Annotated in this window: 25 protein-coding genes and 2 riboswitches; of the genes, 16 read left to right on the top strand and 9 right to left on the bottom strand. The window is 40.0% G+C overall.

All coding sequences use genetic code 11. The features are described from left to right. Nucleotides 1-2: 2 nt before the first annotated feature. From phaZ to panF, 6 genes are all read left to right on the top strand, one after another. The gene (gene phaZ, locus RCJ95_RS09600) at nt 3-914 is read left to right on the top strand and encodes an intracellular short-chain-length polyhydroxyalkanoate depolymerase (protein WP_274769068.1); all 912 of its coding nucleotides are present in this window, start codon (nt 3-5) and stop codon (nt 912-914) included. Further along, a complete protein-coding gene (gene fabG / locus RCJ95_RS09595) occupies nt 898-1,629 on the top strand; it encodes a 3-oxoacyl-ACP reductase FabG (RefSeq protein ID WP_004227896.1) in 732 nt (243 codons plus the stop codon). Before phaZ ends, fabG begins: the two co-directional genes overlap by 17 nt. 15 nt (nt 1,630-1,644) lie before the next feature. Next, on the top strand, nt 1,645-3,120 hold the full coding sequence (locus tag RCJ95_RS09590) for a class I adenylate-forming enzyme family protein (protein WP_446722156.1): 1,476 nt from the start codon (nt 1,645-1,647) through the stop codon (nt 3,118-3,120). A gap of 282 nt (nt 3,121-3,402) precedes the next feature. After that, a complete protein-coding gene (locus tag RCJ95_RS09585; protein ID WP_337977122.1) occupies nt 3,403-3,738 on the top strand; it encodes a short-chain dehydrogenase in 336 nt (111 codons plus the stop codon). Between the two features lie 253 nt (nt 3,739-3,991). Next, the gene (locus tag RCJ95_RS09580; RefSeq protein ID WP_004227902.1) at nt 3,992-4,255 is read left to right on the top strand and encodes a YhdT family protein; all 264 of its coding nucleotides are present in this window, start codon (nt 3,992-3,994) and stop codon (nt 4,253-4,255) included. After that, complete coding sequence (gene panF, locus RCJ95_RS09575) at nt 4,255-5,700, top strand: sodium/pantothenate symporter (protein WP_004227903.1); 1,446 nt, start codon at nt 4,255-4,257, stop codon at nt 5,698-5,700. Before RCJ95_RS09580 ends, panF begins: the two co-directional genes overlap by 1 nt. A gap of 40 nt (nt 5,701-5,740) precedes the next feature. Here the strand turns inward: panF and RCJ95_RS09570 are convergent, their stop codons facing one another. Continuing rightward, nucleotides 5,741-6,511: a TSUP family transporter gene (locus tag RCJ95_RS09570; protein WP_446722155.1), complete on the bottom strand. Its 771-nt coding sequence runs from the start codon at nt 6,509-6,511 to the stop codon at nt 5,741-5,743. A gap of 125 nt (nt 6,512-6,636) precedes the next feature. On the opposite strand from RCJ95_RS09570, the gene RCJ95_RS09565 reads away from it, so the two are divergent. After that, nucleotides 6,637-7,419 (top strand): TrmB family transcriptional regulator, encoded by a 783-nt coding sequence (locus tag RCJ95_RS09565; protein WP_221682870.1) that lies wholly within the window; start codon nt 6,637-6,639, stop codon nt 7,417-7,419. 23 nt (nt 7,420-7,442) lie between these two features. Further along, a complete protein-coding gene (locus RCJ95_RS09560; protein ID WP_257522240.1) occupies nt 7,443-7,829 on the top strand; it encodes a hypothetical protein in 387 nt (128 codons plus the stop codon). A gap of 50 nt (nt 7,830-7,879) precedes the next feature. Here RCJ95_RS09560 and RCJ95_RS09555 read toward each other — a convergent pair whose 3' ends face one another. After that, the gene (locus RCJ95_RS09555; protein ID WP_004227912.1) at nt 7,880-8,251 is read right to left on the bottom strand and encodes a nucleotide excision repair endonuclease; all 372 of its coding nucleotides are present in this window, start codon (nt 8,249-8,251) and stop codon (nt 7,880-7,882) included. 203 nt (nt 8,252-8,454) lie between these two features. Next, nucleotides 8,455-8,566, top strand: a riboswitch (SAM riboswitch). Nucleotides 8,567-8,689: 123 nt separating this feature from the next. Between RCJ95_RS09555 and metA the strand changes: the two genes are divergently transcribed. Then, on the top strand, nt 8,690-9,625 hold the full coding sequence (gene metA / locus RCJ95_RS09550) for a homoserine O-acetyltransferase MetA (RefSeq protein WP_004227915.1): 936 nt from the start codon (nt 8,690-8,692) through the stop codon (nt 9,623-9,625). A 40-nt stretch (nt 9,626-9,665) separates the two neighbouring features. Here the strand turns inward: metA and RCJ95_RS09545 are convergent, their stop codons facing one another. The 6 genes from RCJ95_RS09545 to plsY all read right to left on the bottom strand — a co-directional run bounded on the left by RCJ95_RS09545 (nt 9,666) and on the right by plsY (nt 14,954). Next, the gene (locus RCJ95_RS09545; RefSeq protein WP_221682868.1) at nt 9,666-10,814 is read right to left on the bottom strand and encodes a GerAB/ArcD/ProY family transporter; all 1,149 of its coding nucleotides are present in this window, start codon (nt 10,812-10,814) and stop codon (nt 9,666-9,668) included. A gap of 31 nt (nt 10,815-10,845) precedes the next feature. Further along, complete coding sequence (locus RCJ95_RS09540; protein ID WP_221682867.1) at nt 10,846-11,079, bottom strand: hypothetical protein; 234 nt, start codon at nt 11,077-11,079, stop codon at nt 10,846-10,848. Nucleotides 11,080-11,084: 5 nt separating this feature from the next. Then, the gene (locus RCJ95_RS09535) at nt 11,085-12,284 is read right to left on the bottom strand and encodes a Ger(x)C family spore germination protein (RefSeq protein WP_221682866.1); all 1,200 of its coding nucleotides are present in this window, start codon (nt 12,282-12,284) and stop codon (nt 11,085-11,087) included. A gap of 25 nt (nt 12,285-12,309) precedes the next feature. After that, nucleotides 12,310-13,854 carry a spore germination protein gene (locus RCJ95_RS09530; protein ID WP_221682865.1) on the bottom strand — a complete coding sequence of 515 codons (1,545 nt, stop codon included), beginning with the start codon at nt 13,852-13,854 and terminating at the stop codon, nt 12,310-12,312. Nucleotides 13,855-14,041: 187 nt separating this feature from the next. Then, nucleotides 14,042-14,332, bottom strand: a complete 291-nt coding sequence (locus RCJ95_RS09525) for a HesB/YadR/YfhF family protein (RefSeq protein ID WP_004227919.1) — start codon at nt 14,330-14,332, stop codon at nt 14,042-14,044. A 19-nt stretch (nt 14,333-14,351) separates the two neighbouring features. Then, nucleotides 14,352-14,954, bottom strand: coding sequence for a glycerol-3-phosphate 1-O-acyltransferase PlsY (plsY, locus tag RCJ95_RS09520; RefSeq protein WP_221682864.1), 603 nt, complete (start codon nt 14,952-14,954; stop codon nt 14,352-14,354). A gap of 560 nt (nt 14,955-15,514) precedes the next feature. On the opposite strand from plsY, the gene parE reads away from it, so the two are divergent. The 7 genes from parE (at nt 15,515) to RCJ95_RS09485 (ending at nt 23,823) form a co-directional block, all read left to right on the top strand. Further along, the gene (gene parE / locus RCJ95_RS09515) at nt 15,515-17,491 is read left to right on the top strand and encodes a DNA topoisomerase IV subunit B (RefSeq protein ID WP_004227922.1); all 1,977 of its coding nucleotides are present in this window, start codon (nt 15,515-15,517) and stop codon (nt 17,489-17,491) included. Next, on the top strand, nt 17,488-19,926 hold the full coding sequence (parC, locus tag RCJ95_RS09510; protein ID WP_221682863.1) for a DNA topoisomerase IV subunit A: 2,439 nt from the start codon (nt 17,488-17,490) through the stop codon (nt 19,924-19,926). Before parE ends, parC begins: the two co-directional genes overlap by 4 nt. A 108-nt stretch (nt 19,927-20,034) precedes the next feature. Then, nucleotides 20,035-20,145: riboswitch (TPP riboswitch) on the top strand. 154 nt (nt 20,146-20,299) lie between these two features. Further along, a complete protein-coding gene (locus RCJ95_RS09505; RefSeq protein WP_320940640.1) occupies nt 20,300-21,295 on the top strand; it encodes an ABC transporter substrate-binding protein in 996 nt (331 codons plus the stop codon). A gap of 1 nt (nt 21,296) precedes the next feature. Next, nucleotides 21,297-21,587 carry a thiamine-binding protein gene (locus tag RCJ95_RS09500; protein WP_004227928.1) on the top strand — a complete coding sequence of 97 codons (291 nt, stop codon included), beginning with the start codon at nt 21,297-21,299 and terminating at the stop codon, nt 21,585-21,587. Next, entirely contained in the window at nt 21,587-22,360 is a 774-nt protein-coding gene (locus RCJ95_RS09495; protein WP_446722154.1) for an ABC transporter permease, read from the top strand. Before RCJ95_RS09500 ends, RCJ95_RS09495 begins: the two co-directional genes overlap by 1 nt. After that, nucleotides 22,335-23,084, top strand: a complete 750-nt coding sequence (locus RCJ95_RS09490; protein ID WP_221682860.1) for an ABC transporter ATP-binding protein — start codon at nt 22,335-22,337, stop codon at nt 23,082-23,084. Before RCJ95_RS09495 ends, RCJ95_RS09490 begins: the two co-directional genes overlap by 26 nt. Continuing rightward, nucleotides 23,074-23,823 carry a TatD family hydrolase gene (locus RCJ95_RS09485; RefSeq protein WP_446722252.1) on the top strand — a complete coding sequence of 250 codons (750 nt, stop codon included), beginning with the start codon at nt 23,074-23,076 and terminating at the stop codon, nt 23,821-23,823. Before RCJ95_RS09490 ends, RCJ95_RS09485 begins: the two co-directional genes overlap by 11 nt. A 25-nt stretch (nt 23,824-23,848) precedes the next feature. On the opposite strand, the gene RCJ95_RS09480 is transcribed toward RCJ95_RS09485, so the two are convergent. After that, entirely contained in the window at nt 23,849-24,025 is a 177-nt protein-coding gene (locus tag RCJ95_RS09480; RefSeq protein WP_221682859.1) for a hypothetical protein, read from the bottom strand. Between the last annotated feature and the right edge of the window lie 48 nt (nt 24,026-24,073).

Here is a 24,073-nt window from a genome sequence, read left to right as displayed (position 1 = left end):
GCATGGTAAAAACGATTCAACTAGCAAATGGAGAGACAATGGCCTATCGCAAGCGATCAGGTGGAGGTCATCCTTTAGTGTTAGTACATGGCAATATGACATCTTCTAAGCATTGGGATATTCTGATGGATGCTTTAGACGACAAATACACCATTTACGCGATAGATTTACGTGGTTTTGGTGAATCATCCTATCTTAAGCCAATCACAGCTATTAAAGATTTTAGTGATGATGTCAAGCTATTTGTGGATGCACTACAACTGCAAAGCTTTGATATGATTGGTTGGTCAACAGGTGGAGCTGTCTGTATGCAGTTTGCAGCCAATTATCCAGGATACTGTCAAAGACTGATTTTACTTGCGTCTGCTTCTACACGTGGCTATCCATTTTACACGGATTTAGGAACAGGCAATCCAGACTCCTTTAAGCGAGCCTATCATTATGAGGAGGTATTGGTGGATACATCCAAAACAAAGCTTATTCAAGGCTTCTACGATGCAAAAAATGCGGAAGGCTTACAGTCTATATGGAATGCATTAATTTATACGCATCATCGACCAAACGAAGGAAAATATGAAGAATATGTAGAGGATATGCTTACACAGCGCAATTTAGCAGAAGTATATCATGCACTTAATACATTTAACATAAGCGCTGTTGATAATGAGGTGGCAAAAGGCGCTCGGGAGGCCATGTTGCTTCATATCCCAATTTTAGTGCTACGAGGGGATCGTGATTTGGTGATTACAGAGGAAATGAATGCAGAGTTATTACAGGATTTAGGCAAAACAGCACAGTTTGTAGGTCTAAAAGACTGTGGGCATTCACCGTTAATCGATGATTTAGCACAATTGACAGCTGAAATTGAAGCTTTTTTAGAAATTGGAGGAAGACAGTATGCGTTTGAACAATAAAGTGGCTATCATTACAGGCGCTGCAAATGGTATTGGCTATGCGGCGGCTGAACGTTTTATCGAGGAGGGGGCATGGGTGTTTATCGCCGATTTTGACGATAAAGCAGGCATTCTAGCAGCACAACAACTAGGTGAAAATGCTGTATTTATACAAGTAGATGTTGCAAGTAGAGAGAGCGTTAAACAGCTGGTGACGGCAGTGATCGAACAGGCAGGACGGATTGATATTTTAGTGAATAATGCGGGGATTACACGAGACGCCATGCTGACAAAAATGACGGAGGATCAATTTCAGCAGGTGCTAGATGTCAATTTGACAGGTGTCTTCCATTGTACACAGGAGGTCATTCCCTATATGGCGGCAGCAGGTGGAGGCAAAATTATAAATACATCCTCAGTTAGTGGAGTATATGGCAATGTTGGTCAAACCAATTATGCAGCGACAAAAGCAGCGATTGTAGGTATGACAAAAACATGGGCGAAGGAATTAGGGCGTAAGGGGATTAATGTTAATGCAGTGGCACCTGGCTTTACAGAAACAGATATGGTCAAAAAAATGCCTGAAAATATTTTGGCTCAAATGCGATCAATCGTCCCCCTACAACGTTTAGGGACACCACGTGATATTGCCAATGCCTATTTATTTTTAGCATCTGATGAGGCTTCCTACGTTCATGGGCATACTCTGCATGTGGATGGCGCAATTATGATGTGATAGGGGGTAGTCAAGATGTTTGTTGAGCAAGAATGGATTTTAAAACGTGCAGCTTTAACACCTCACCACATCGCCTTGATTAATTTAACATCAAAGGAACAATGGACCTACCAGCAATTATCTGAGGAAATCGGCAAGTGGAGTCAATTTTTCGAGCGTCAGCAGCTACAAAAAGGAAGTAGAGTCGCTGTTTTTGCGAAAAATCATATCCAATTGTTTGCTGTTTTATTTGCCTGTGGGCTACGTGGGCTCATTTATGTACCGTTAAATTGGCGCTTAAGCAAGGAGGAGCTAACACAAATTTTGGAGGATGCGACCCCTGCTATCCTATTATACGAAGAGGATAGTCATTGTCCCTTGGTTTTAGAAAAAATGTTTTCACTTCATGTTAGCCAGCATGAGAAGGAGATACAACCAAGTAGGCAAGACGTGGATGTGGATGATCCGTGGTTAATGATTTATACAGGAGGCACGACGGGTCAGCCAAAGGGGGTAGTGTTATCCTTTTTGTCGGTCAATTGGAATGCCATGAATACTATTATTAGCTGGGGTTTACATGCTCAAGATCGGACATTAAATTATATGCCGATGTTTCATACTGGTGGCTTAAATGCTTTATGCATTCCCTTACTGATGGCGGGAGGAACGGTCATTATTGGCGATAAATTTGATGCAGAAGAGGCACTCCAAGCAACGAACCAATATCAAACGACCATTTCGCTTTTTGTGCCAACTATGTATCAAGCAATGATTGCTACGAAGTATTTTCAGGAAAATCAATTTCCTTCCATGAAGGTATTTTTATCTGGCGGTGCCCCGTGCCCTCATCCTATTTATGATGCTTTTTATAATAAGGGAATATTTTTTAAAGAGGGATATGGTTTAACAGAAGCAGGACCCAATAATTTTTATATTGACCGAGAGCGTGCCTATGCAAAAAAGGGGGCTGTCGGGAAAAGTATGCAATTCAATGAAGCGAAAATCATCAATCATACAGGAAAAAGTTGTGCACCTGGAGAAGTAGGAGAGCTATTGGTAAGAGGGAAGCATATGTTTCGCTTTTACTGGAATAACAAGCAAGAAACTGCCAATATCCTGCAAGATGGCTGGTTGAAAACAGGGGATTTAGCGATGATGGATGCGGATGGCGATTTTTATATTGTTGGGCGTAGAAAAGAAATGATTATTTCAGGTGGTGAAAATATCTATCCTCAGGAAGTAGAACAATGTCTACTACGGCATCCAGATGTGCGGGAGGTGGCCGTGATTGGTGTAGGTGATGACTATTGGGGTGAGATCGTGACAGCTTTTATTGTTTGTCCCCACCAGGTAGCCTCTCTATTAGATGATCTTAATGAGCTATGTCATCAACAATTAGGTCGTTATAAGATTCCAAAACAAATGATTTTCTTAGACGAACTACCGAAAACAAGCGTTGGTAAAATCGATAAAAAGGCATTGTATAGGCTTGTTGACTCAACTATCTGTTAAGTATGATGAGAAGGAAGAAACGCTCGTCTTTCTAATTCCGAAATAAGAGAGGGACACATAAATGGCCCACGCATTAGTTATTGGTGGAACAGGGATGTTGGCAGACAACCTCCCTATGGTTAGTGAATAATGGCTACCATGTCTCAGTAATTGGACGTAGTGCCCATCGAATGGAAGATTTGCGAAATAGAACAACCAAACCCGCCCTTCTAACGCCGATTTTAGTTGATTATTGTGATATAGCCTTATTAAAAGAGGAGCTAGAAGAAACGCTCGCGCATAATGGGCCCATTTGAATTGGTCGTTGCTTGGATTCATTCCTATGCGGACACTACATTAGAGAACATCTCCAATGTAATTTCAATAGAGAATAACGGGGAATGGAAACTGTTTCATGTGTTGGGGAGTAAGGCGAATTTAAGTGAAGTCCAAGAGAAATTGAAGCTCCATGCTCGTTCGCAATACAGACAAATCCAGCTAGGTTTTATGATGGAAGAAGGTCATGCGAGATGGCTGACACATGAGGAAATATCGCAAGGTGTCGTTTCTGCTATTCAACAGGATCAACCTATTCATATCGTCGGGACGCTACAACCTTGGGCAAAGCGACCGTTATAAACTAACTAACCTTCGTCTAACTAGATGGACGAAGGTTTTTACATATTTCCATTAGCAGTTTGTTTTAGATGTCTACATAATTGTGAGGGAATGTTAGGTTTGTGTGAAAAACGTCAGAATCAGCCAACTTTTTTCTCCTTACATTTTACTTAGTATAACAAAATCATTTCTATATAACTTATCCTTATTTATTCACATCTCTTCCCATCAGACCGACATATCAGTAAAATAGAGTAGGTTAGGGGGATTACATGTGAAAGATCAACGCTTTAAAATAGCGCATCGAGAGGCGCTTATCGGAATTGGACTCGTCCTTGTCAACTTTGCAATTTGGTTTGGCTTTGCCTATGGATTAGGTTCAGGAGATCCAAGAAATTATACGTATGTATTTGGTTTTCCTGCCTGGTTTTTCTATAGCTGTATCGCTGGGACAGGCTTTATGATCCTTCTTATCTGGATTGTGATGAAACTCTTTTTCAAAGAGGTACCATTTGATGATGAGGAGGTGGATCGCTAATGCATTGGCAAGTTGTATTTCCATTGCTATTATTTTTAATTATTATATTTGGAATCGGTATTTGGGCCAATAAGCATGTACGCTCCTCTAATTCATTCCTACAGGAGTATTTCCTAGGTGGTCGTGAAATGGGTGGTTTTATCCTTGCGATGACGATGATTGCTACATATGGCAGTGCGAGTAGTTTTATCGGAGGACCGGGTGTAGCCTATACAAAAGGACTTGGGTGGGTATTACTGGCAATGGCTCAGCTACCAGCAGGTTATTTTGTGCTCATGATTTTAGGGAAAAAATTCGCCATTATTGCTCGTCGTTACCAGGCCATTACGTTAATCGACTTTTTACGCGAACGCTACAAAAGCCATGTCATTGTTATTTTATCAGCCATTAGCATCATTGTTTTCTTATTTTCGGCTATGATGGCTCAATGGGTTGGGGGTGCACGCTTAATTGAGTCGTTAACTGGCTTAAGCTACACTGCAGCATTGTTTATTTTTGCGATTTCCGTGTTAGTATATGTGATTATTGGAGGTTTCCGTGCGGTTGCGCTAACAGATACGGTCCAAGGTTCCATTATGGTGATTGGTACAATTATTTTATTAATCGGCACGATTGTGGCAGGTGGAGGCATCGACAATATAATGGCCTCACTGGTTGCTGAAAATCCTGACTTTGTGTCACCATTTGGCGCACAAGGAGATTTAACACCTTTGTATGTCTCGACATTTTGGATTCTCATCGGTGTAGGGGTTGTAGGACTTCCGCAAATTGCGGTTCGTGCGATGAGCTATAAGGATTCCAAAAGTATGCATCAAGCGATTCTTATTGGCACGATTGCCATAGGGACAATCATGTTTGGCATGCATTTAATTGGTGTGTTAGCCCGACCTGTCATACCTGGCATTGAAATTGGTGATAAAGTTATGCCGCTCCTGACATTGAAGGTATTACCGCCATTTTTAGCAGGAATCGTTTTAGCTGCACCAATGGCTGCGACAATGTCTACGGTTAATGCTTTACTAATGCTTGTCAGCTCTACAGTTGTCAAAGACATCTATTTAAATTATATGAAGCCGAAAGCTAGTGATGCAGAGATTAAGCGTGCAAGCTTTATTGTAACAACAGTCATAGGCCTAGCGGTTGTCATCTTTGCACTCAATCCACCTGATTTATTAGTGTGGTTGAACTTATTTGCCTTTGGTGGACTAGAGGCTGTCTTTATTTGGACAGTCGTTTTAGGATTGTATTGGAAAAAAGCCAATAAATACGGAGCGATTGCGTCGATGATTTCAGGCATGTTGTTGTACATTATGATTGATCGGTTTTATCCTTCTGTCTTTGGTATGCATACAGTCACGATACCAATTGTCGCATCCTTCTTTATTTTTGTGCTTGTCAGTTTGTCCACTAGTCATAAATTTAAAAACGAAAAGCTTATGATTTAACGCTAAAACGCCACAGATTTCAAATTCTGTGGCGTTTATTTTAATGCATCATAAAATCATAGGCATTTTTCGCAAGTAATGTCATTGTAACGACAATAAATAGTGTGCGGACAAAGCCACTTCCATTCTTGATTGCCATGCGTGAGCCAAGCATAGCCCCACCAATTTGCGCAATGCCCATGACTAGACCATAAACATAATGAATTTGACCTAAGTAAGCAAACATACAAACACCAGCCACATTACTCGCCAAATTTAAAAACTTCGCATTACCAGCCGCCTTTAAAAAATCAAAGCCTACCAGTAAGAAGCTAAAGATTAAAAACGACCCTGTCCCAGGACCAAGAAATCCATCATAAAAACCAATAGCAAATAATAGCAGCATAAATAAAAACAAATGTTTTTTAGATAGATTTTTTACGGTAGAGACGGCACCCCAATCCTTTTTAAAGATCGTATATACCCCAACAGCCGCCAGCATAACAAGCATTAATGGCTTTAGTAATGCTGGATTAATCAGATGCACAGTCCATGCACCACATAATGATCCGATAAATGCTAGTGGAAAATATTTGAGGACAGAGCGAATGTCCAGCTGGCCAGAACGATAGAAAGAAATAGAGGAAGTGAGCGAGCCCATAGCTCCTGCTAGTTTGTTTGTGGCAACAGCAGCGGCTGGATTGAGCCCAACAAATAGTAGGGCTGGTAGTGAAATTAAACCGCCCCCTCCCACTACTGAGTCAATAAAAGCCGCCAGAAATCCAAATGAAATTAATAGTATGAGAATATGTACATCGATTTCAAACAACATATGACACCTCTTTATAATTAGTTACTACTGAAATAGTAACTAATTTTATTTACGCTGTAAACCCCATTTTTTCATTGGCAAATCTTCACAAAGGTAGCCTATAATAAAGATAATGGAGGGATTACATGGAGGAATTAATCACCCAGCTGAAAGAAATGGGTTTTACAGAATATGAAGCGAAGGCCTATACGGCACTTGTTCAGCAAAGTCATGTCAGTGCCTATCAGGTTAGTAAAAATTCTGGCATACCACGTGCAAGAGTGTATGATATTTTAAATATCCTTGTAGAAAAGGGCATCGTGTTAAAAGAAGAGACCGCAGAACAAACGACCTATTCGGCAATGCCTGTGTCTGTGTTCTTACAGCAAATGCAACAGCGCTGGGAGTCGAATTTTACGTCTATAAGCGGGAAGCTAGAGAAATTAGAGGAAAAAGTGCAGGAAGCTGAGCCTAAAGTGGTCATGCTGAAGGGCAGGGAATCTATTATCAATTATTGTCAGTCACTTCTAAAGAAGGCGAAGAAAAAAGTGATGCTGTCGATGTGGGAAGATATGTATGAGGTCTTACGTGAAGATTTGCAAGAGGTGGCGCTGCATGTTCCTGTTCATGGCATTACGTTATATGTAGGAGAGCATCTAGCCTCAATTGACCAGCATAGAGCCACACATTATACAAAAAAAGCGTCGACACCGCATTGGTTTATCTTATCGGTAGATGGTCAGGAAATGATTTATGGTCATTCTCCATCTACCCAAGAGACGGCCTTTATCACCAATGATTCCGTTCACATTTATTTGTTAGAGGATTATATATGGCATGATGTACTCATTAATCGGTTAGTAAAACGGGATGATCAGGAGTTAGAAGACTGGATTGCTAAGGAGCGGAAAGCTTTTTTCTTAGAATAGTCTTATAAGGGAAGGGGAGTAACTTGAAAAAATTCGTGTTGCTAGGTTTAATGAGCTTACTCATGCTAGGAGCCTGTAATGCTACACCACCAACCAATCCACCAACGATTCATGAGCTAACGGTTGTCCCAGATAATGTCCAAAAAAATATTGTTTCTAATGACAGAATACAACTATTACATGAAAATGATGCTCCATATTATCTTGTTTATTATTCAAAAGGGAATGTATTGGCAAGTATTACAGCTGAGGGAAATAGGCTTATCATCCAGTTAGAAGAAGGCAGCGAGCAAAGGAAAGAGGCTCAGCCCTATGTTTTTCAAATCACCGTCAAGAATCCTGAGCTTGATACCATTGATTTGCGAATAAACGGTCAGAGTACGCCCATTGATCGTATGACCATTATGTGATAAAAGAAACCGAAATCTTTAGATGAGATTTCGGTTTCTTTATGAGATGTCTAATAAAAGACTTTGTCTACGTTATATTTAGAGCGGAAAGTATTAATCGCGTATGTTTCGTAAATTTCACGTTCCATTGGATCTTCTACTTCATAGACTTCAATTTTGAACACTTCATCACGATGGTTTTTCATCGGAGATACATTATCCTCGAAATGTTTTTTAATACGTTGACGAATTTTACGTGCTTTCCCAACAAATAATAGCTCATTCTTGTCATTATAGAATAAGAAAATGCCGCCTTTATCACGTGTGATTTTATGGAAGTCAATAAAACCGAAGTAAGGTGTGATTGGCACATCACCTGGTTTTAAATCTTGTTCACGTTGACGGATTACTAGATCTGGTTTTGGAAATTCAATTTTAATCAAACTATTCACGTTCCTCTCTCTTACTAAAAGTATATGGTAACATAATTACGGCATGTTTACCATAAATTTTAAATGCAGAAACACCACATATAGCAAGCTTAGTGTACATCAATTGAGCAAGGAACATGCACATGAATCACAAAATATTCTATGAATTATTGATATTCTAACTAGTTCGTGTTACAATTCAAGATAATTAAATAATCTTATCAAGAGAAGCTGAGGGATTTGGCCCGATGACGCTTCAGCAACCTCTAACAATTGTTAGAAAGGTGCTAATTCCAGCAAAGGATTTTTTCCTTTGAGAGATAAGAGTGGACGTGAAAAAAATCCTTCTCATTCTATCTCGTATGGAATGAGGAGGATTTTTTAATTTCGTTGCATCCTATGCAAGCAAGGTTTGCTAAAAGAGAGTGATTATAGAGAGGGGAAAGCAAGATGCCAATTAATATTCCGAAAAATTTACCAGCTGGAGAACATTTACGTGAGGAAAAAATCTTCGTCATGGAAGAAGATCGTGCGAAAACACAGCAAATCCGTCCATTAAATATATTAATATTAAATTTAATGCCTGAAAAAGAAAAAACAGAGCTCCAATTATTACGTTTATTGGGGAATACACCATTACAGGTGAATATTACCTTTTTGAATACAGCCACACACGAGTCTAAAAATGTGAGTAAATCCCATTTGCAGCTTTTTTACACAACGTTCAATCAGATTCGACACCGCCGCTATGATGGTATGATTATAACTGGTGCGCCAGTAGAAAAAATGGCTTTTGAAGAGGTCAACTATTGGCAGGAAATTTCAGAAATTATGGATTGGTCTAAAAAGAATGTGACATCCGTGCTACATATATGTTGGGGGGCACAGGCTGCATTGTATCATCATTATGGCATTGGGAAGGTCGAGCTTTCTGCTAAATGCTCAGGTGTCTATTCCCATGTGATTACAGATTTAACTGTAGATTTGGTACGTGGCTTTAGTGATTTATTTACTGCGCCCCACTCACGCTATACATCTGTTTCGATTGACGAGGTTCGTAATCATCCAGATCTACGATTATTATCCTATTCAGAGGATGCAGGGGTATTTATTGTACAATCAAAAGATAATAAAAATATTATGATTACGGGGCATCTAGAGTATGATGCGACAACGCTAGCCGATGAATACAGTCGCGATGTGGCGAAGGGCATAGATATCGCTGTTCCTGTAAACTACTTCCCGAATGACGATCCGACACAAGTGCCGATGAATACATGGCGTGCCCATACGCATCTATTATTCTCTAACTGGTTGAACTACTATGTTTACCAAGAAACACCATATGAATGGGATTTTGTAGATGAAATCGAATATCATATTTAATTAATAAAAAGTCTAATTTCTTTTCTAGCTTTAAAAGAAATTAGACTTTTTGATTGTCATTTTCTGTTTCCTGCTGAGGTGTTTCGTTTTTTTGAGCTTTGGATTTACGATTTCGAATAACTACCACAATCAGCAATAGTATGGGTAATAAAATGGTGAAAATAAAGGAAAAGATTGGCCAAATTTCATTATTATAATTAGTAGAATGCACAATATCTGGATGAACAATTTGAGAAAGTCCAATAACAATTATCCCCATCGGTATAATGAGTGGGCGATGATCCTTGATCTTTAAAATTTGTGCGAGGCCAACAACGGTCGTATAGAAATACATAAATGTACGAATATAAATAGACGAAATCCACATAAATGCCATAATGATCTCTATACGCTGTAAAAAATTTCCTATAGATATTCTTTGTGCTAAGGCATAGCTAGGAAAAGTCCTTGATGCTGTGTTTTCAGGACCTAATACAAGAATCGATAGGACAATCAACGTAACTAAGACGATTCCACCAAAGATTGCCCCAATATATAGCCCTTTCTGTGCAGACGGCTGTACATTGACACCAGTAGGATAGAGCATCATTAATACAAGTAATGGAAAGGAAAAGATACTCATAAAGCGTGCAATACTATAAAACATAGATGTTTTGGTTGCTTCTAGTAGAGGCTGAATATTCTCAAATGTAATTTGAGGGGTAATACTAAGGACGAAAAAAATAAAAATAAAGATAAACAATGGGAAGAGGATTTCTGCCGAACGGGCAAAGGTCTCAATTCCTAAATAAGCGGCATACATAATAATGATACTGAACAGTAGGGCAAATGCTAATGTCGGTGTCTCTGGCATTACTTCCGTTTTCATGAAAATACCGATAAAATAGAGTAATTCTCCAGCCGAAAGAAAGGTCATAATCAGGAAACAAATTGCTGTGATTTTCCCAAAAAAACGCCCAAGAATTTTTTCATTAGCCTCGATAAAGTTTAGAGATGGTGTTTGATTGGCCAGTGTTAAAAATAATTTTAGTACCAGTAAACTAAGGAGAACACCAATGCTTGCTGCTATCCAAGCATCTTGCTTAGCGGCACCAGTAATACTCGAAGGGATAATTAAAATCGCTGTACCGATAGAATAGAGGAAGGTAACGATTGTAAACTGTCTTGAACTAATTATCTCTTTTTCCATCAAGCTACCCTCCGTTTCTCAGTCCATCTTTCTATTTTGTGAATGACACAATGTAATCCCTAATTGGTGTGAAGATAAAGGTAATCAAATCTAATGGGCTAGGAATATGGATTTTCAGGGCAATCCCCATATTTAAAGCCGTTCCAATAAGAAGCAAAAAGGAGAATACAATCATGGCTTTTCTATCCTGTTGCTTTTTTAGCTTTGGAATAAAAATAAGGGCAATGATTATCGCGATGATCAAGATAGCTACGGCTAGTACCATTGCATTTATTCCTCCTTTGGCTTGTTTAATAATGAATTTTGCATCGTACCTGAACCTTGGGTAGTTACCTTTACATGAACTACCACTGCTAAATCTGGAAAAATGGAAGTCCAATCATCCTTGATTTTTTTCCACTGCTTAGGATCTGCCCGATGTAGGGCATCCCCAAATCCAAAAACATCTACTTCATATTGCTGTTGAATTTTCTCTACTGTTTTTTCTATGCGTTCATCAATTCCCTGGGCTGTTTTTTTGTTAACGTAATCAATCGATTTATTTTTGGTAAGATCGATATCACATTCGACCTCTCCAACATTCTGCTCTACATTAATATGAACATCGATTTTCGGTTTCCCGTTTTTAAATGACCCTTTCACCTTTGTAGTGGATTGGGTAATTTCAGTAGACAAGGTCCCTTTATTAGGACAGGCAATGATTTCTATCGTACTTTGAATTTTGTCATTAAGAAAACTAACACTTTTGCTTTCACTTTCAGTCAGTAGCCCTATATATTTATCTCCTTTAAAGACTGCTAAACCTGTATAACCTAATAGCACAGGTGCTTTAACACGTTGCACATTTGTTTGATCTACCCCTAATTTCTTATCGCCATGAATTTCAATAGCAGAAATTAATGCCCCTTTCTGCTTATTGCTTAACGTATTGACTAATTCATCAATATTAACAGCTATTGTGGAGCCCCAAGCCTTTTCAGAGACATCCAGGGAATTTAACATTTTATTAGCAGGAACTTTTTCGATAGGTGTTAGTACATTTAATACTTCCTTCGCTGTTGCTTCGTGAGACATAATGACGTCGAAATCCTTACGAAATTCATGGTCCCTTACAATTAAATCAAGTGCATCACTCATGCCTTCTTTAGCAAGATCTTCCCCTAAAACAACCACTTGAAGGTGGGCAAAATAGGGCTTTCGAGCAGCGATGGTCGTCATTTTTCGAATCGCCTCAAAGATGGTTTCGCCTCTCGAATGATAGCTAACGACAGGTGAGCGTTGAGTGGAAGCTTGTCGCACTGAGACTTCACTAGGATCGACAATTTGAACTGTAATTTCATATTCCTCATCTATTTTGTCAATGCCTAGTGCTACGACAATGGCTAATTCATTTAATTCTCGCTTACTCCAGCAACCACTTAACAGTAAAGTGAGGATACATAGTAAGCAAATCCAGTTTAATTTTGCCATATTCTATTCCTCATTTATCCTGAAGTTATTTCCTGCCTTTTACATTGATATAGTTATGTCCTCTAACAATATTTTTTTGATTCACTAAACGAGGTCGTGTAAGTAATTTTCTACGCGGGAACAGCACAAATGCATCCTTCTGATCCTGTAGTACCAACGGTGCGAATGGACTTAAATAAGGTACACCAAATGAACGAATGCTACATAGATGAAGAATAATTAGCATAATGCCAAACATTACACCGAATAAACCAAACATAGCAGCTAAAATCATTAATGGGAAACGTAGTACCCGAATCGTATTCGATAAGCCATAGGCAGGGAATAGGAAGCTGCAAATCGCTGTTAGGGCTACGATGATTACCATTACAGCGGAAACGACCCCTGCATCAACTGCTGCCTGACCAATAACTAAAGTACCTACAATGGATACCGCAGGACCGATTGTTCGAGGCATACGAAGTCCAGCTTCCCTTAAGACCTCAAAGGCAACCTCCATAATAAGCGCTTCTACCACTGCAGGAAAGGGTACGCCCTCCCTTTGTGAAGCGATGCTAATTAACATGGGTGTTGGTAGCATTTCTTGGTGGAAGGTAGTAATCGCTACATACAAGGATGGTGCTACTAATGCTAGACTGATACCAAAGAAACGCAATATACGTACAAGTGAGCTAATCATCCAATGCTGATAATAATCTTCTGCTGATTGTAAAAAGGATGTAAATAGCGCTGGTACGACTAAGACAAAAGGTGTGCCATCAACTAGAATCGCCACTTTGCCATCTAATAATTCACCTGCGATGACATCAGGACGTTCGGAGTTATAGACGGTTGGAAACATAGAGTTTTTTGAGTCTTGAATAAAATCCTCAATATAGCCACTTTCCAAAATGCCATCAATATTGATACGATCTAATCGAGCCAATACCTCTGCGACGATTTTGTCACTGGCGATGCCATTTATATACATCACCGCTACATCTGTTTGTGTCACATCTCCAATTACACGGGACTTAATCCAGAGATTCGGACTTTTTATTTTGCGACGAATGAGCGCTGTATTCGTACGCAAGGTTTCCGTAAAGGATTCCCTCGGTCCGCGAATAACGGATTCCGTCGATGGCTCTGTGACAGCTCGATCCTTGGCACTTCTTGTACTTGTCACAATCCCCTCAGCAAAGCCATCTAATAAAATAACCGTTTCACCATTGAGAATAGCATTGTAGAGTGTTGTGAAATGCTCGATATTCGTGACATCGCCTACTGTTAAATAGGAATTCCGAACATATTGGTTAATTGTTGTTATTTCAATATCTTGTTCTTCTTCAATATTTGCCATCAGTTTATCGATAACAGAATCAGAAATAGTCGTTTTATCCGATAAGCCATCAATGGAAATTATGGCGAGGCTATGGGGGGCAGTCTCTCCAATCGCAATTTCCCGTATGATAATATCATTACTATGCCCTAGTGACTGTTGAATGATTTTTATATTTTTAGATAGGGAAGTATACAATAAATCGTTCGTTGTATGGGATGGGGAGGTCTCGTTATGGTTAGACATGGACATGTGTTTTCCTCCTCAATTGGTCGTTCATTACCTTTAGAATGGACAATTTTTTTGAGAGATAAACGAAAGAGATATGAAAAATCTAGCTATTTGTGGCAATATCAAATCCCTTGCGACTTTTGTGTGTCTTGTTTTGGAATAAATAAAAAACAGTCTGTCCTTTCATCTATTGAAAGGACAGACTGCTTTATGTACGATAGTCGTATTGTAATTCATCTTTACTTGTATCAACATCAACATGTAAATTGTGATCGTTAAAGAACCAAAGATCTTTCTCATCAATATAATAGATAACACCATCAATTTCTGTCTGCACACCTATGGCAATAGGTTCCTCACGTGTCATGCCTAGTGAAAAGCCTTCATGAAACGGACTTGAGCCACCATAACGTGCATAAAAACGGATTGTATCACCAGGTTCAACTTCCATTTCATGTTTGAACCATTGTAGGGCTTCATCTGTCAATGCAATATTCATTTCAAATGCTCCTCTCTTCCTACAGCCATTTTACCTTTGGTTCGGTGCCGTTTTTAATACGAGCAATATTGGCACGGTGACGATAAATAATAAAGGTAAATAAAAAGGCTACCAAGATGCCTAATGCAAAGTCACCTGTTATAAAATAATAAACGATTGCATAGATAAGCGCTACTAAAGCGGCTATCATTGATGTTAAGCTGACGATTTTTGTGATTTTTAATGTCACAATAAAGGTAATAAATAGTAGGACAAAGAGTGGCCAAGAATAGCCTAATAATACACCCGCTGACGTTGCCACAGCTTTCCCACCACGGAAGTTGGCGAAGATTGGGAACATATGACCGATTACGGCGACAAGCCCCAGTAATAAAGGGTGGAGTGTAGTATCAGAGAAAACGGGAAGTGTCACGAGTAAGACAGCGGCAGTCCCTTTTAAGACATCCATTATCGTAACAATAATACCAGCCTTTTTCCCTAATGTTCTAAAAGTATTGGTTGCACCAAGATTACCGCTCCCGTGTTCACGAATATCGGTATTATAAAAAATTTTGCCTATCCATAATCCAGAAGGTATAGAGCCGATTAGATAAGCACATAAAATAATAAGTCCATTGATCATAGTTGGACTCCTTTCATTCATAGTCCATCACTTGGTACTAATAGTTTGTAACAAGTATTTTACACTTTTTCTTGCTAATCTACAATGTTAGAAGGAGATTTCATCCGAAGTCTTGAATCAATACAAAAGAGAATCTATTAGCGAGGACTTGGCTTTTAGACATAAATTTGTAGGAAGCGCTAAAACCTTTATAAAAATATAGGCAAAATGGCAATTTTGTCAATCGCTCATTCCTTTGGTAGAATAGAAGTCTAACTTTATCCTGTTTAATCGCAAGGCACGAGGTAGTGTGCTTCTATTTGCAAGCATCACAACTATATTTTGCAACTTAGTAGGCTTCAATGCGTCAAATGATGATGGAAGCTAGAAGCAGTCTGTCTTGCTCAAATACCAATTTTAAGCAACTGTTGAAGATGTTTACTATTGATAAAAATAATCAAAACTGTGAGCAAATTTTAAAATTTTATTGGACCTGTCGCTAGCTATTGACAGGAAATGCTATTATTATTAGGATGAGAACATAAATAGAACATGTGTTTGTTTTTTGGAGGGGAATTTTTTTGACGAATAAACAGTCACCTAGCGTCTATAATGATGACGCTATACAAGTATTAGAAGGATTAGAAGCGGTACGCAAACGACCTGGCATGTATATCGGTTCGACGGATGGCCGTGGACTTCATCACCTTGTGTATGAAATCGTAGATAATGCGGTAGATGAAGCACTGGCTGGCTTTGGATCTCATATTATTGTCACAATTCATAAAGATCAAAGTATGAGTGTGCGCGACTTTGGACGTGGGATGCCAACCGGTATGCATAAAATGGGCAAACCGACACCAGAAATTATTTTTACTGTGTTACACGCTGGTGGCAAATTTGGTCAAGGTGGCTATAAAACAAGTGGAGGTTTACATGGTGTTGGTTCTTCCGTTGTGAATGCGCTCTCAACATTTTTAGAGGTGACAATTCATCGCGATGGTAAAAAGTATCGTCAACGCTTTGAGCATGGAGGACAGCCTGTCACAACACTTGAAAATATTGGGCAGACCAAGCAGACAGGAACGCTTGTTCATTTCCTACCAGATGAAACAATTTTCTCTGTCACAAAATTCAATTATGATACGTTAGCAGAACGATTACGCGAATCAGCCTTTTTATTAAAGGGCTTAAAAATTGAATTAATTGATGAGCGCGAGGAGGGCAAGAGCGATGTGTTCTTTTATGAGAATGGCATCGAGGCTTTCGTTGCGTATTTGAATGAGGAAAAAGATGTCCTTCATCCAGTAAAATATGTAGAAGGCGTACAGGATGAAATCGAAGTAGAGTTCGCTTTCCAGTATAACGATGGTTATTCAGAAACGATTTTATCATTCGTTAATAATGTCCGTACACGTGATGGTGGTACACATGAAACGGGTGCAAAGGCAGCATTGACACGTGTCTTTAATGAATATGCAAGAAAAATTGGCTTGTTAAAGGACAAGGATAAAAACCTTGAGGGGACAGATATTCGTGAGGGCTTAGCAGCGATCGTGTCTGTTCGTATTCCAGAGCATTTACTGCAATTTGAAGGACAAACAAAGGGCAAGCTTGGGACAAGTGAGGCTCGTTCTGCTGTGGATAGCGTAGTGTCTGAGCAAATTTTGTATGTGCTAGAGGAAAATGCAGAGTTATCAGCTTCTCTTGTTCGTAAAGCGATTCGAGCGCAGCAAGTGCGTGAAGCAGCTCGTAAAGCGCGTGAGGATGCACGAAATGGCAAGAAAAACAAAAAGGGTAGTACGATTCTATCTGGAAAATTAACGCCAGCTCAGTCACGTAATGCAGCAAAAAATGAGCTGTATTTAGTCGAGGGTGATTCTGCGGGTGGCTCTGCTAAACAAGGTCGTGACCGTACATTCCAAGCGATTCTGCCATTGCGCGGGAAAGTAATCAACACAGAAAAAGCCAAACTACAAGATATTATGAAAAACGAAGAAATTTCGACGATTATCCATGCGATTGGAGCAGGTGTTGGTACGGATTTTGCGGTGGAGGATTCTGCCTACGATAAAGTAGTCATCATGACCGATGCGGATACGGACGGGGCACATATTCAAGTCTTGCTATTAACATTCTTCTACCGTTATATGCGTCCACTTATTGAGTCTGGGAAGGTCTATATCGCACTACCGCCGCTTTATAAAGTCTCAAAAGGTACTGGAAAAAAAGAAATCATTGAATATGCTTGGACAGAAAGCGATTTACAAAAGGCCATCAAAAAGGTTGGCAAGGGTTACATATTACAGCGCTATAAAGGTCTTGGCGAGATGAATGCAGACCAACTATGGGACACAACGATGAACCCTGAAACACGGACATTGATTCGTGTCACAATCGAGGATGGTGCACGTGCGGAGAGACGTGTCACGACGTTAATGGGCGATAAGGTAGAACCACGTCGTAAATGGATCGAAGCCAATGTAGACTTCGGTATGGAGGATGATTCTAACATTCTAGAGAATGAATTCATCCAACAAGAGGAGGACCAAGCATGAGTAGTACAGAAAAGTTCCAAGATTTACCGTTAGAAGAAGTGATGGGTGACCGTTTTGGTCGCTATAGTAAATATATTATTCAAGACCGCGCGTTGCCTGATGCACGTGACGGTCTTAAACCAGTACAGCGCCGTATTCTATATGCGATGTTTACGGAGGGCAACACACATGATAAACCGTTCCGTAAATCCGCAAAAACAGTGGGTAACGTAATTGGTAACTATCATCCGCACGGCGATAGCTCTGTGTATGAAGCGATGGTACGGATGAGTCAGGACTGGAAGGCACGTCATATGCTCATTGAGATGCACGGGAACAATGGGTCAGTCGATGGCGATCCTCCAGCTGCGATGCGTTATACAGAGGCAAGACTATCTGCTATTGCTGCTGAAATGCTACGAGATATTGGCAAGAAAACGGTCGAGTTTGTACCAAACTTTGATGATCAGGATATGGAGCCAACTGTTTTACCAGCACGTTTTCCTAACCTTTTAGTCAACGGCTCTACAGGGATTTCCGCTGGCTATGCGACAGATATTCCGCCACATGCCTTAGATGAAGTACTGGATGCTGTGTTGATGCGCTTAGACAAGCCTAATGTTACTGTAGATGAATTGATGACAGTGATGAAAGGGCCTGATTTCCCAACGGGTGGCATCATTCAAGGTGTTGATGGCATTAAAAAGGCATACGAAACAGGTCGTGGTAAAATCATCGTCCGTGCACAAGCAGTTGTTGAACCAATCAAGGGTGGTAAAGAGCAAATTGTTATCACTGAGTTACCATATGATGTAAATAAAGCGAATCTTGTAAAAAAAATTGATGAGCAACGTGTAGATAAACGACTAGAAGGCATTGCGGAAATTCGTGATGAATCAGACCGTACAGGCTTACGAGTGGTAATTGAGCTGAAAAAGGATGTACCAGGACAAGGAATTTTACAGTACTTGTTTAAAACAACGGATTTACAGGTAGCTTATAATTTTAATATGATTGCCATTCATAATCGTCGTCCAACGATGATGACATTGCCATTATTGCTAGATGCGTATATTGCCCATCAAAAAGAAGTGGTAACAAACCGCTCCATTTATGATTTGCAAAAGGCAAAGGACCGTTCTCATATTGTAGATGGATTAATTAAAGCTCTTTCGATTTTAGATGAAGTCATTGCGACAATTCGTTCTTCTAATGATAAGAAGGATGCAAAGCTTAATTTACAAGAGAAGTTTGATTTTACAGAAGTACAGGCAGAGGCCATTGTAAGCCTGCAATTATACCGTTTAACGAATACGGATATTACAGAGCTTCGTCAGGAACAGGACGAGTTAGATAAGTTAATTGCGAAGCTAGAGGGGATTCTACAAAGTGAGGCTAAGCTTGTGCGTGTTATTAAACAAGAGCTGCTTGATATTAAGAAACGCTTTACAGAGCCTCGCCGCTCGAAGATTGAGCAAGAAATTGAAGAAATTAAAATTACATTGGATGTCCTTGTGCCAAGTGAGGAGGTTGTCGTAACAGTAACGAAGGATGGTTATATTAAACGCACATCCACACGTTCTCATGCCGCTTCAAATGGGCAAGATTTTGCCATGAAGGATTCAGATTATTTATTGTATGAAGCAAACTTAAATACACAGCACCATCTATTGCTGTTCACAAATCGAGGCAATTATATTTATCAGCCTGTTCATGAGCTGCCTGATATACGTTGGAAGGATCTCGGTCAGCATATTTCAAGTATTGTCCCAACAGGGGAAGATGAATCGATTATTGCGGTTTATGGCTTCGAAACATTTGAACAGCCAAATACGTATGTCTTCACAGCCACAAAAGATGGTCAAATTAAGCGCTCACCACTCGTAGACTATGCAGTGACACGTTATTCAAAGCCTATTAAAACGATGAACGTCAAGGCTGGTGATGCGATGATCTATGCATCGTTTGTAACAGATGACGTGGAGCTGATGCTCACAACGGATACAGCCTATGCAATTCGTTTCCCAATGGAGGAACTACCTGTGACAGGTGTGAAAACAGGCGGTGTGAAAGGGATCACACTAAAAGATGGAGAAGCCTTAGTTGGCGTCAATGTATTACAGCCTGATGTTACCCAATATGTAGTGATTGTGACACAGCGTGGGGCCGTGAAGAAAATGAATGTCGCTGAAGTTGAAGTAGCAGGTCGTGCAAAACGTGGACTAAAAGTATTAACAGAGTTAAAAGCAAACCCTCACCGAATTGTGGCAGTTGTTCAAGCAACAGACGGGGAGCAGGTTGTGATTGAAACTGAAAAAGGTGTTCAAGAGGTGATTGACGTGCAAGCATTGTCTCGTGCGGATCGCCATTCCAACGGTTCATTTAAAGTGGATATTGCAACAGATGGGGCAATCTCTCATGTTGTCACAGCCAAAAAAGAACAGAAACCAAGCTAAAAGAATGCCCAGTCTCTTAGGAGTGCTGGGCTTTAAGCTCATTTCAAAAATAGCACCTTGTCATTTAAGTGAAACTATGGGTATAATAATCATCGAAAAGTTCATAGCGAAAGAATGTAGGGGGGCTAGTAATTGCTAGCTGAGATTGTGTCCGATAGACGCTGACCCTTTGAACCTGATTTGGCTCGTACCAGCGTAGGGAACATCTATTCAAAAAAGCAAAGTTTTGAAGATTGATTGCAATACGTCTGGGAGGAATCCTAGGCGTTTTTTTATGTTTTCAAGCAACAGCTTGCCAACATTGTATACGCTTTCTTCTGGTGACAACATTCATTCATGAACACTTTCATATTACAAACTGGGAGGCTTTCACATGAAGAAATGGTTATTTATTCTAATGGTAGCACTATTAACATTAGCAGGCTGTAGTGACAAGGAGGATAAGCAGGCTGCTGACAAGCTGAAAAAGGTGTCTGTGGTACTGGATTGGACGCCGAATACAAATCATACAGGACTATATGTTGCAAAAAAACTCGGTTATTTTGAGGAACAGGGCTTAGATGTTGATATTATTATGCCTGGTGAGGCGGGTGCAGATCAGCTTGTTGCTTCTGGAAAGGCGGATTTTGGCGTGAGCTATCAGGAAGGCATAACACAGGCACGAGTACAGGATGTGCCGCTGGTCTCAATCGCAGCAATTATACAGCATAATACATCTGGCTTTGCTTCTATTGCTTCAAAGGGCATTACATCGCCAAAGGATTTTGAAGGTAAAACCTATGGTGGTTGGGGTGCGCCATTAGAGCAAGCCGTCTTACAATCACTAATGCAAAAAGAAAAGGCAGATATTAATAAGCTAGATATTGTCAATGCAGGGGATTTAGATTTCTTCACAATGATGGAAAAAGACATTGATTTTGCTTGGATTTATTATGCATGGACTGGTATTGAGGCTGAGCTGCGTGGGGAAAAGATTAATATGCTATATCTTACAGATTATAGTGATCAATTAGATTATTATACGCCCGTTTTAGCTACAAATGAAAAAATGATACAGGACAACCCCGATGTAGTCAAAGCCTTTGTGGCAGCGGCAGCGAAGGGCTATGAATACGCAATTGAAAACCCAAGTGAAGCGGCGGATATTTTAATCGAAGCGGCCCCTGATTTAGATAAAGCGTTAGTGCATAAAAGTCAGGAATGGCTGGCTGATAAATACCAGGATGATGCCAAGCAATGGGGAGAGCAAAAGCTTTCTGTGTGGGAAAATTATGCGAAATGGATGTCTAGCAATCAAGTACTAGAGGGCGAATTTGATGCGAAAAAAGCCTTTACTAATGAGTTCTTACCTAAAAAGGAGGCCAAATAAGATGGCAAATTCATTAATCAGTGTACAAATCATTCCGAAGACAGAGAAATATGAAGATGTGATACCGTATGTAGATGCAGCAATTGCGGTGATCGATGCTTCTGGGGTGAAATATGAGGTTCATCCATTGGAAACAACGATGGAGGGTGAGCTTTCAACATTGCTCCAAATCATTGAAAAAATGAATGAGAAGATGATCGAGCTTGGTGCCATCAATGTCATTACACAAGTGAAAATTTTATATCAGCCAACGGGTATTACGATGGATACATTAACGGAGAAATATCAGTAATGAAACGTGCATTACACAAGGGAAGGACGATAATTTTTATCGCCTTCCTCTTATTCATATGGGAACTAATCGTGCGGTTCGCTGAAGTTCCTCATTGGTTATTACCCGCACCCAGTAGTATTTTGTCGGAGTCCATCCGTTCGTATCAAACCTTTCTACCACATGCATTTGCTACGGTACAGCTAGCTCTACTAGGTTTGGCCATTGGCATCGCTTGTGGGCTAACGGTGGCAGTAGTGTTGCATCGATTTAATTTTATTCGAGAACTGTTTTATCCAATTCTTATTATGTCGCAGAATGTTCCTATTCTAGTCTTGGCACCGCTACTTATTATTTGGTTTGGCTTTGGCTTATTACCGAAGCTTATCATTATCTGTCTTGTGTGCTTTTTCCCGATTGTCATTGCAGCGATGGATGGATTTAGACAAACAGCTCTAGCATTAAAGCATTATTTTGCCATGGTTGGTGCTACAAAGGCACAAACCTTTTGGAAGCTGGAATGGCCTTATGCCTATCCTGCGATTTTTTCAGGCATTAAAATTGCGGCTACATATAGTGTGATGGGGGCTGTGATTGCGGAGTGGCTTGGTGCAAAAAAGGGTATTGGTGTTTACATGACCCTAGCCCAGTCCTCCTTCCGTACAGATCGCGTATTTGTGGCAATTTTTGCGATTGTTCTCTTGAGCTTACTATTGTTTAGCGGTATTCGTTTAATTGAAAAATTTATGGTGAAGGGAAGAGGCTATCATGCTCAGCATTCAAAACATCGCTAAATCCTTCGATGCACTAAAAGTACTTGATCAACTTTCTTTTGACGTAAAGGATGGCGAGTTTGTGGCCATTGTTGGTCCTTCAGGCAGTGGTAAGAGCACACTTTTTCAATTAATTGGTGGTGTTTCGCCAATTGATCAAGGAGCCATTTTACTAAATGGAGAGGATATCCAACGAAAAAAAGGAACGATTGGCTATATGCCACAGCAGCCATGTCTATTACCCTGGCGCACAATAGTAGAAAATGTCACGCTTGTAGAGGAATTACAGCATAAACCGAATGTTGAACGTGCCAAGGAATGGTTAGAAAAGGTTGGTCTTGCCTCCTTTATCCATGCCTACCCGAACGAACTGTCTGGAGGTATGCAGCAGCGTGTGTCCTTTATTCGAGCAATGGTCAGTGAAAAGCCGATTTTATGCTTAGACGAACCATTTTCTGCGTTGGATGAATTTACTCGACTGGAAATGCAAGCATGGCTTTTATCTATCTGGGAAGAGTATCGCAAATCCATTCTATTTGTTACACATAGTATTGAGGAAGCTCTCTTTTTAGCAGATCGCATACTTGTTTTAACCAAACGTCCAGCAACCGTTAAAAAGGAAATCATCGTGCCATTTGAGAGACCTCGGAAAGAGGAAATTCGACATTCTGCAGCATTCACAGCGTTAAAGCAACAATTATTTATGTATTTACAGGAGGAAAAGGGTGATATGTATGTTGATTGATGCGCATATTCATTTGGATCAGTACACCGATGAGGAAATTCCCTCCTTATTAGAAGAGGTGAAAGCTGTAATTGCGGTTAGTATGCAACTTTCCTCTTGTGAAAGAACGTTGCGTTTATCGAATAGCTATCAGCAAGTAAAGGCTGCTTTTGGCTTTCATCCTGAACAGCCTTTACTAAGTCCAAATGATGAGGCAGCATTATTCGATTGGATTCGTTCGCATCAGGATGACATGGTTGCTATTGGTGAGGTGGGTCTACCTTATTATTTAAGACAAGAGCAAGGGATTGATGAACGTCCCTATGTGGCGTTATTAGAGCGTTTTGTTGTATTGGCGAAGGAACTGAACATGCCAATTGTGTTACACGCAGTATATGAGGACGCCCATGTTGTGTGTGATTTGCTGGAAAAGCATCAGCTTCACGAAGCCCATTTTCATTGGTTTAAAGGGGATGAAGCTATTGTGAAGCGCATGATAGAGCGTGGTTATTTTATTTCCATAACTCCAGATTGCTTGTATGAAGAGGAAATTCAACAGCTAATTGATGCGTATCCGATTGATTTGATGATGGTAGAAACGGATGGTCCTTGGCCGTTTGAGGGACCGTTTACGAAGAAGCGTACATCTCCCTGGATGATGCACTCAACGATTGAGGTGATTGCCTCCATCAAAGGGCTATCAACACGGGAAGCGGCCAAAATTATTACGCAAAACACGAAAACATTTTATCGGCTTTAATAGGACAAAGCAGTATAGGTACGAGTTATTCGTCCTTATACTGCTTTTTATATTTCGTATAATCATGCGCTAATTTTTCGTTTTTTGTTTTCGTTAGACGTTCATGTGTACTAAAAGAGATAGATTGTCGATTTTTTTCAACATCTTTACCAACGGTGCGTTTAATGTGCATCCGCTTCTTTTTAGCTTTAGATTGTGACATGAGCATCGCCTCCAATTCATTTTTAATTCTATAGTAGCGAAAAGGGAA

The sequence above is a fragment of the Lysinibacillus sp. BSL11 genome (assembly GCF_052928325.1).
This window is presented reverse-complemented; position numbering and strand designations above follow the sequence as displayed.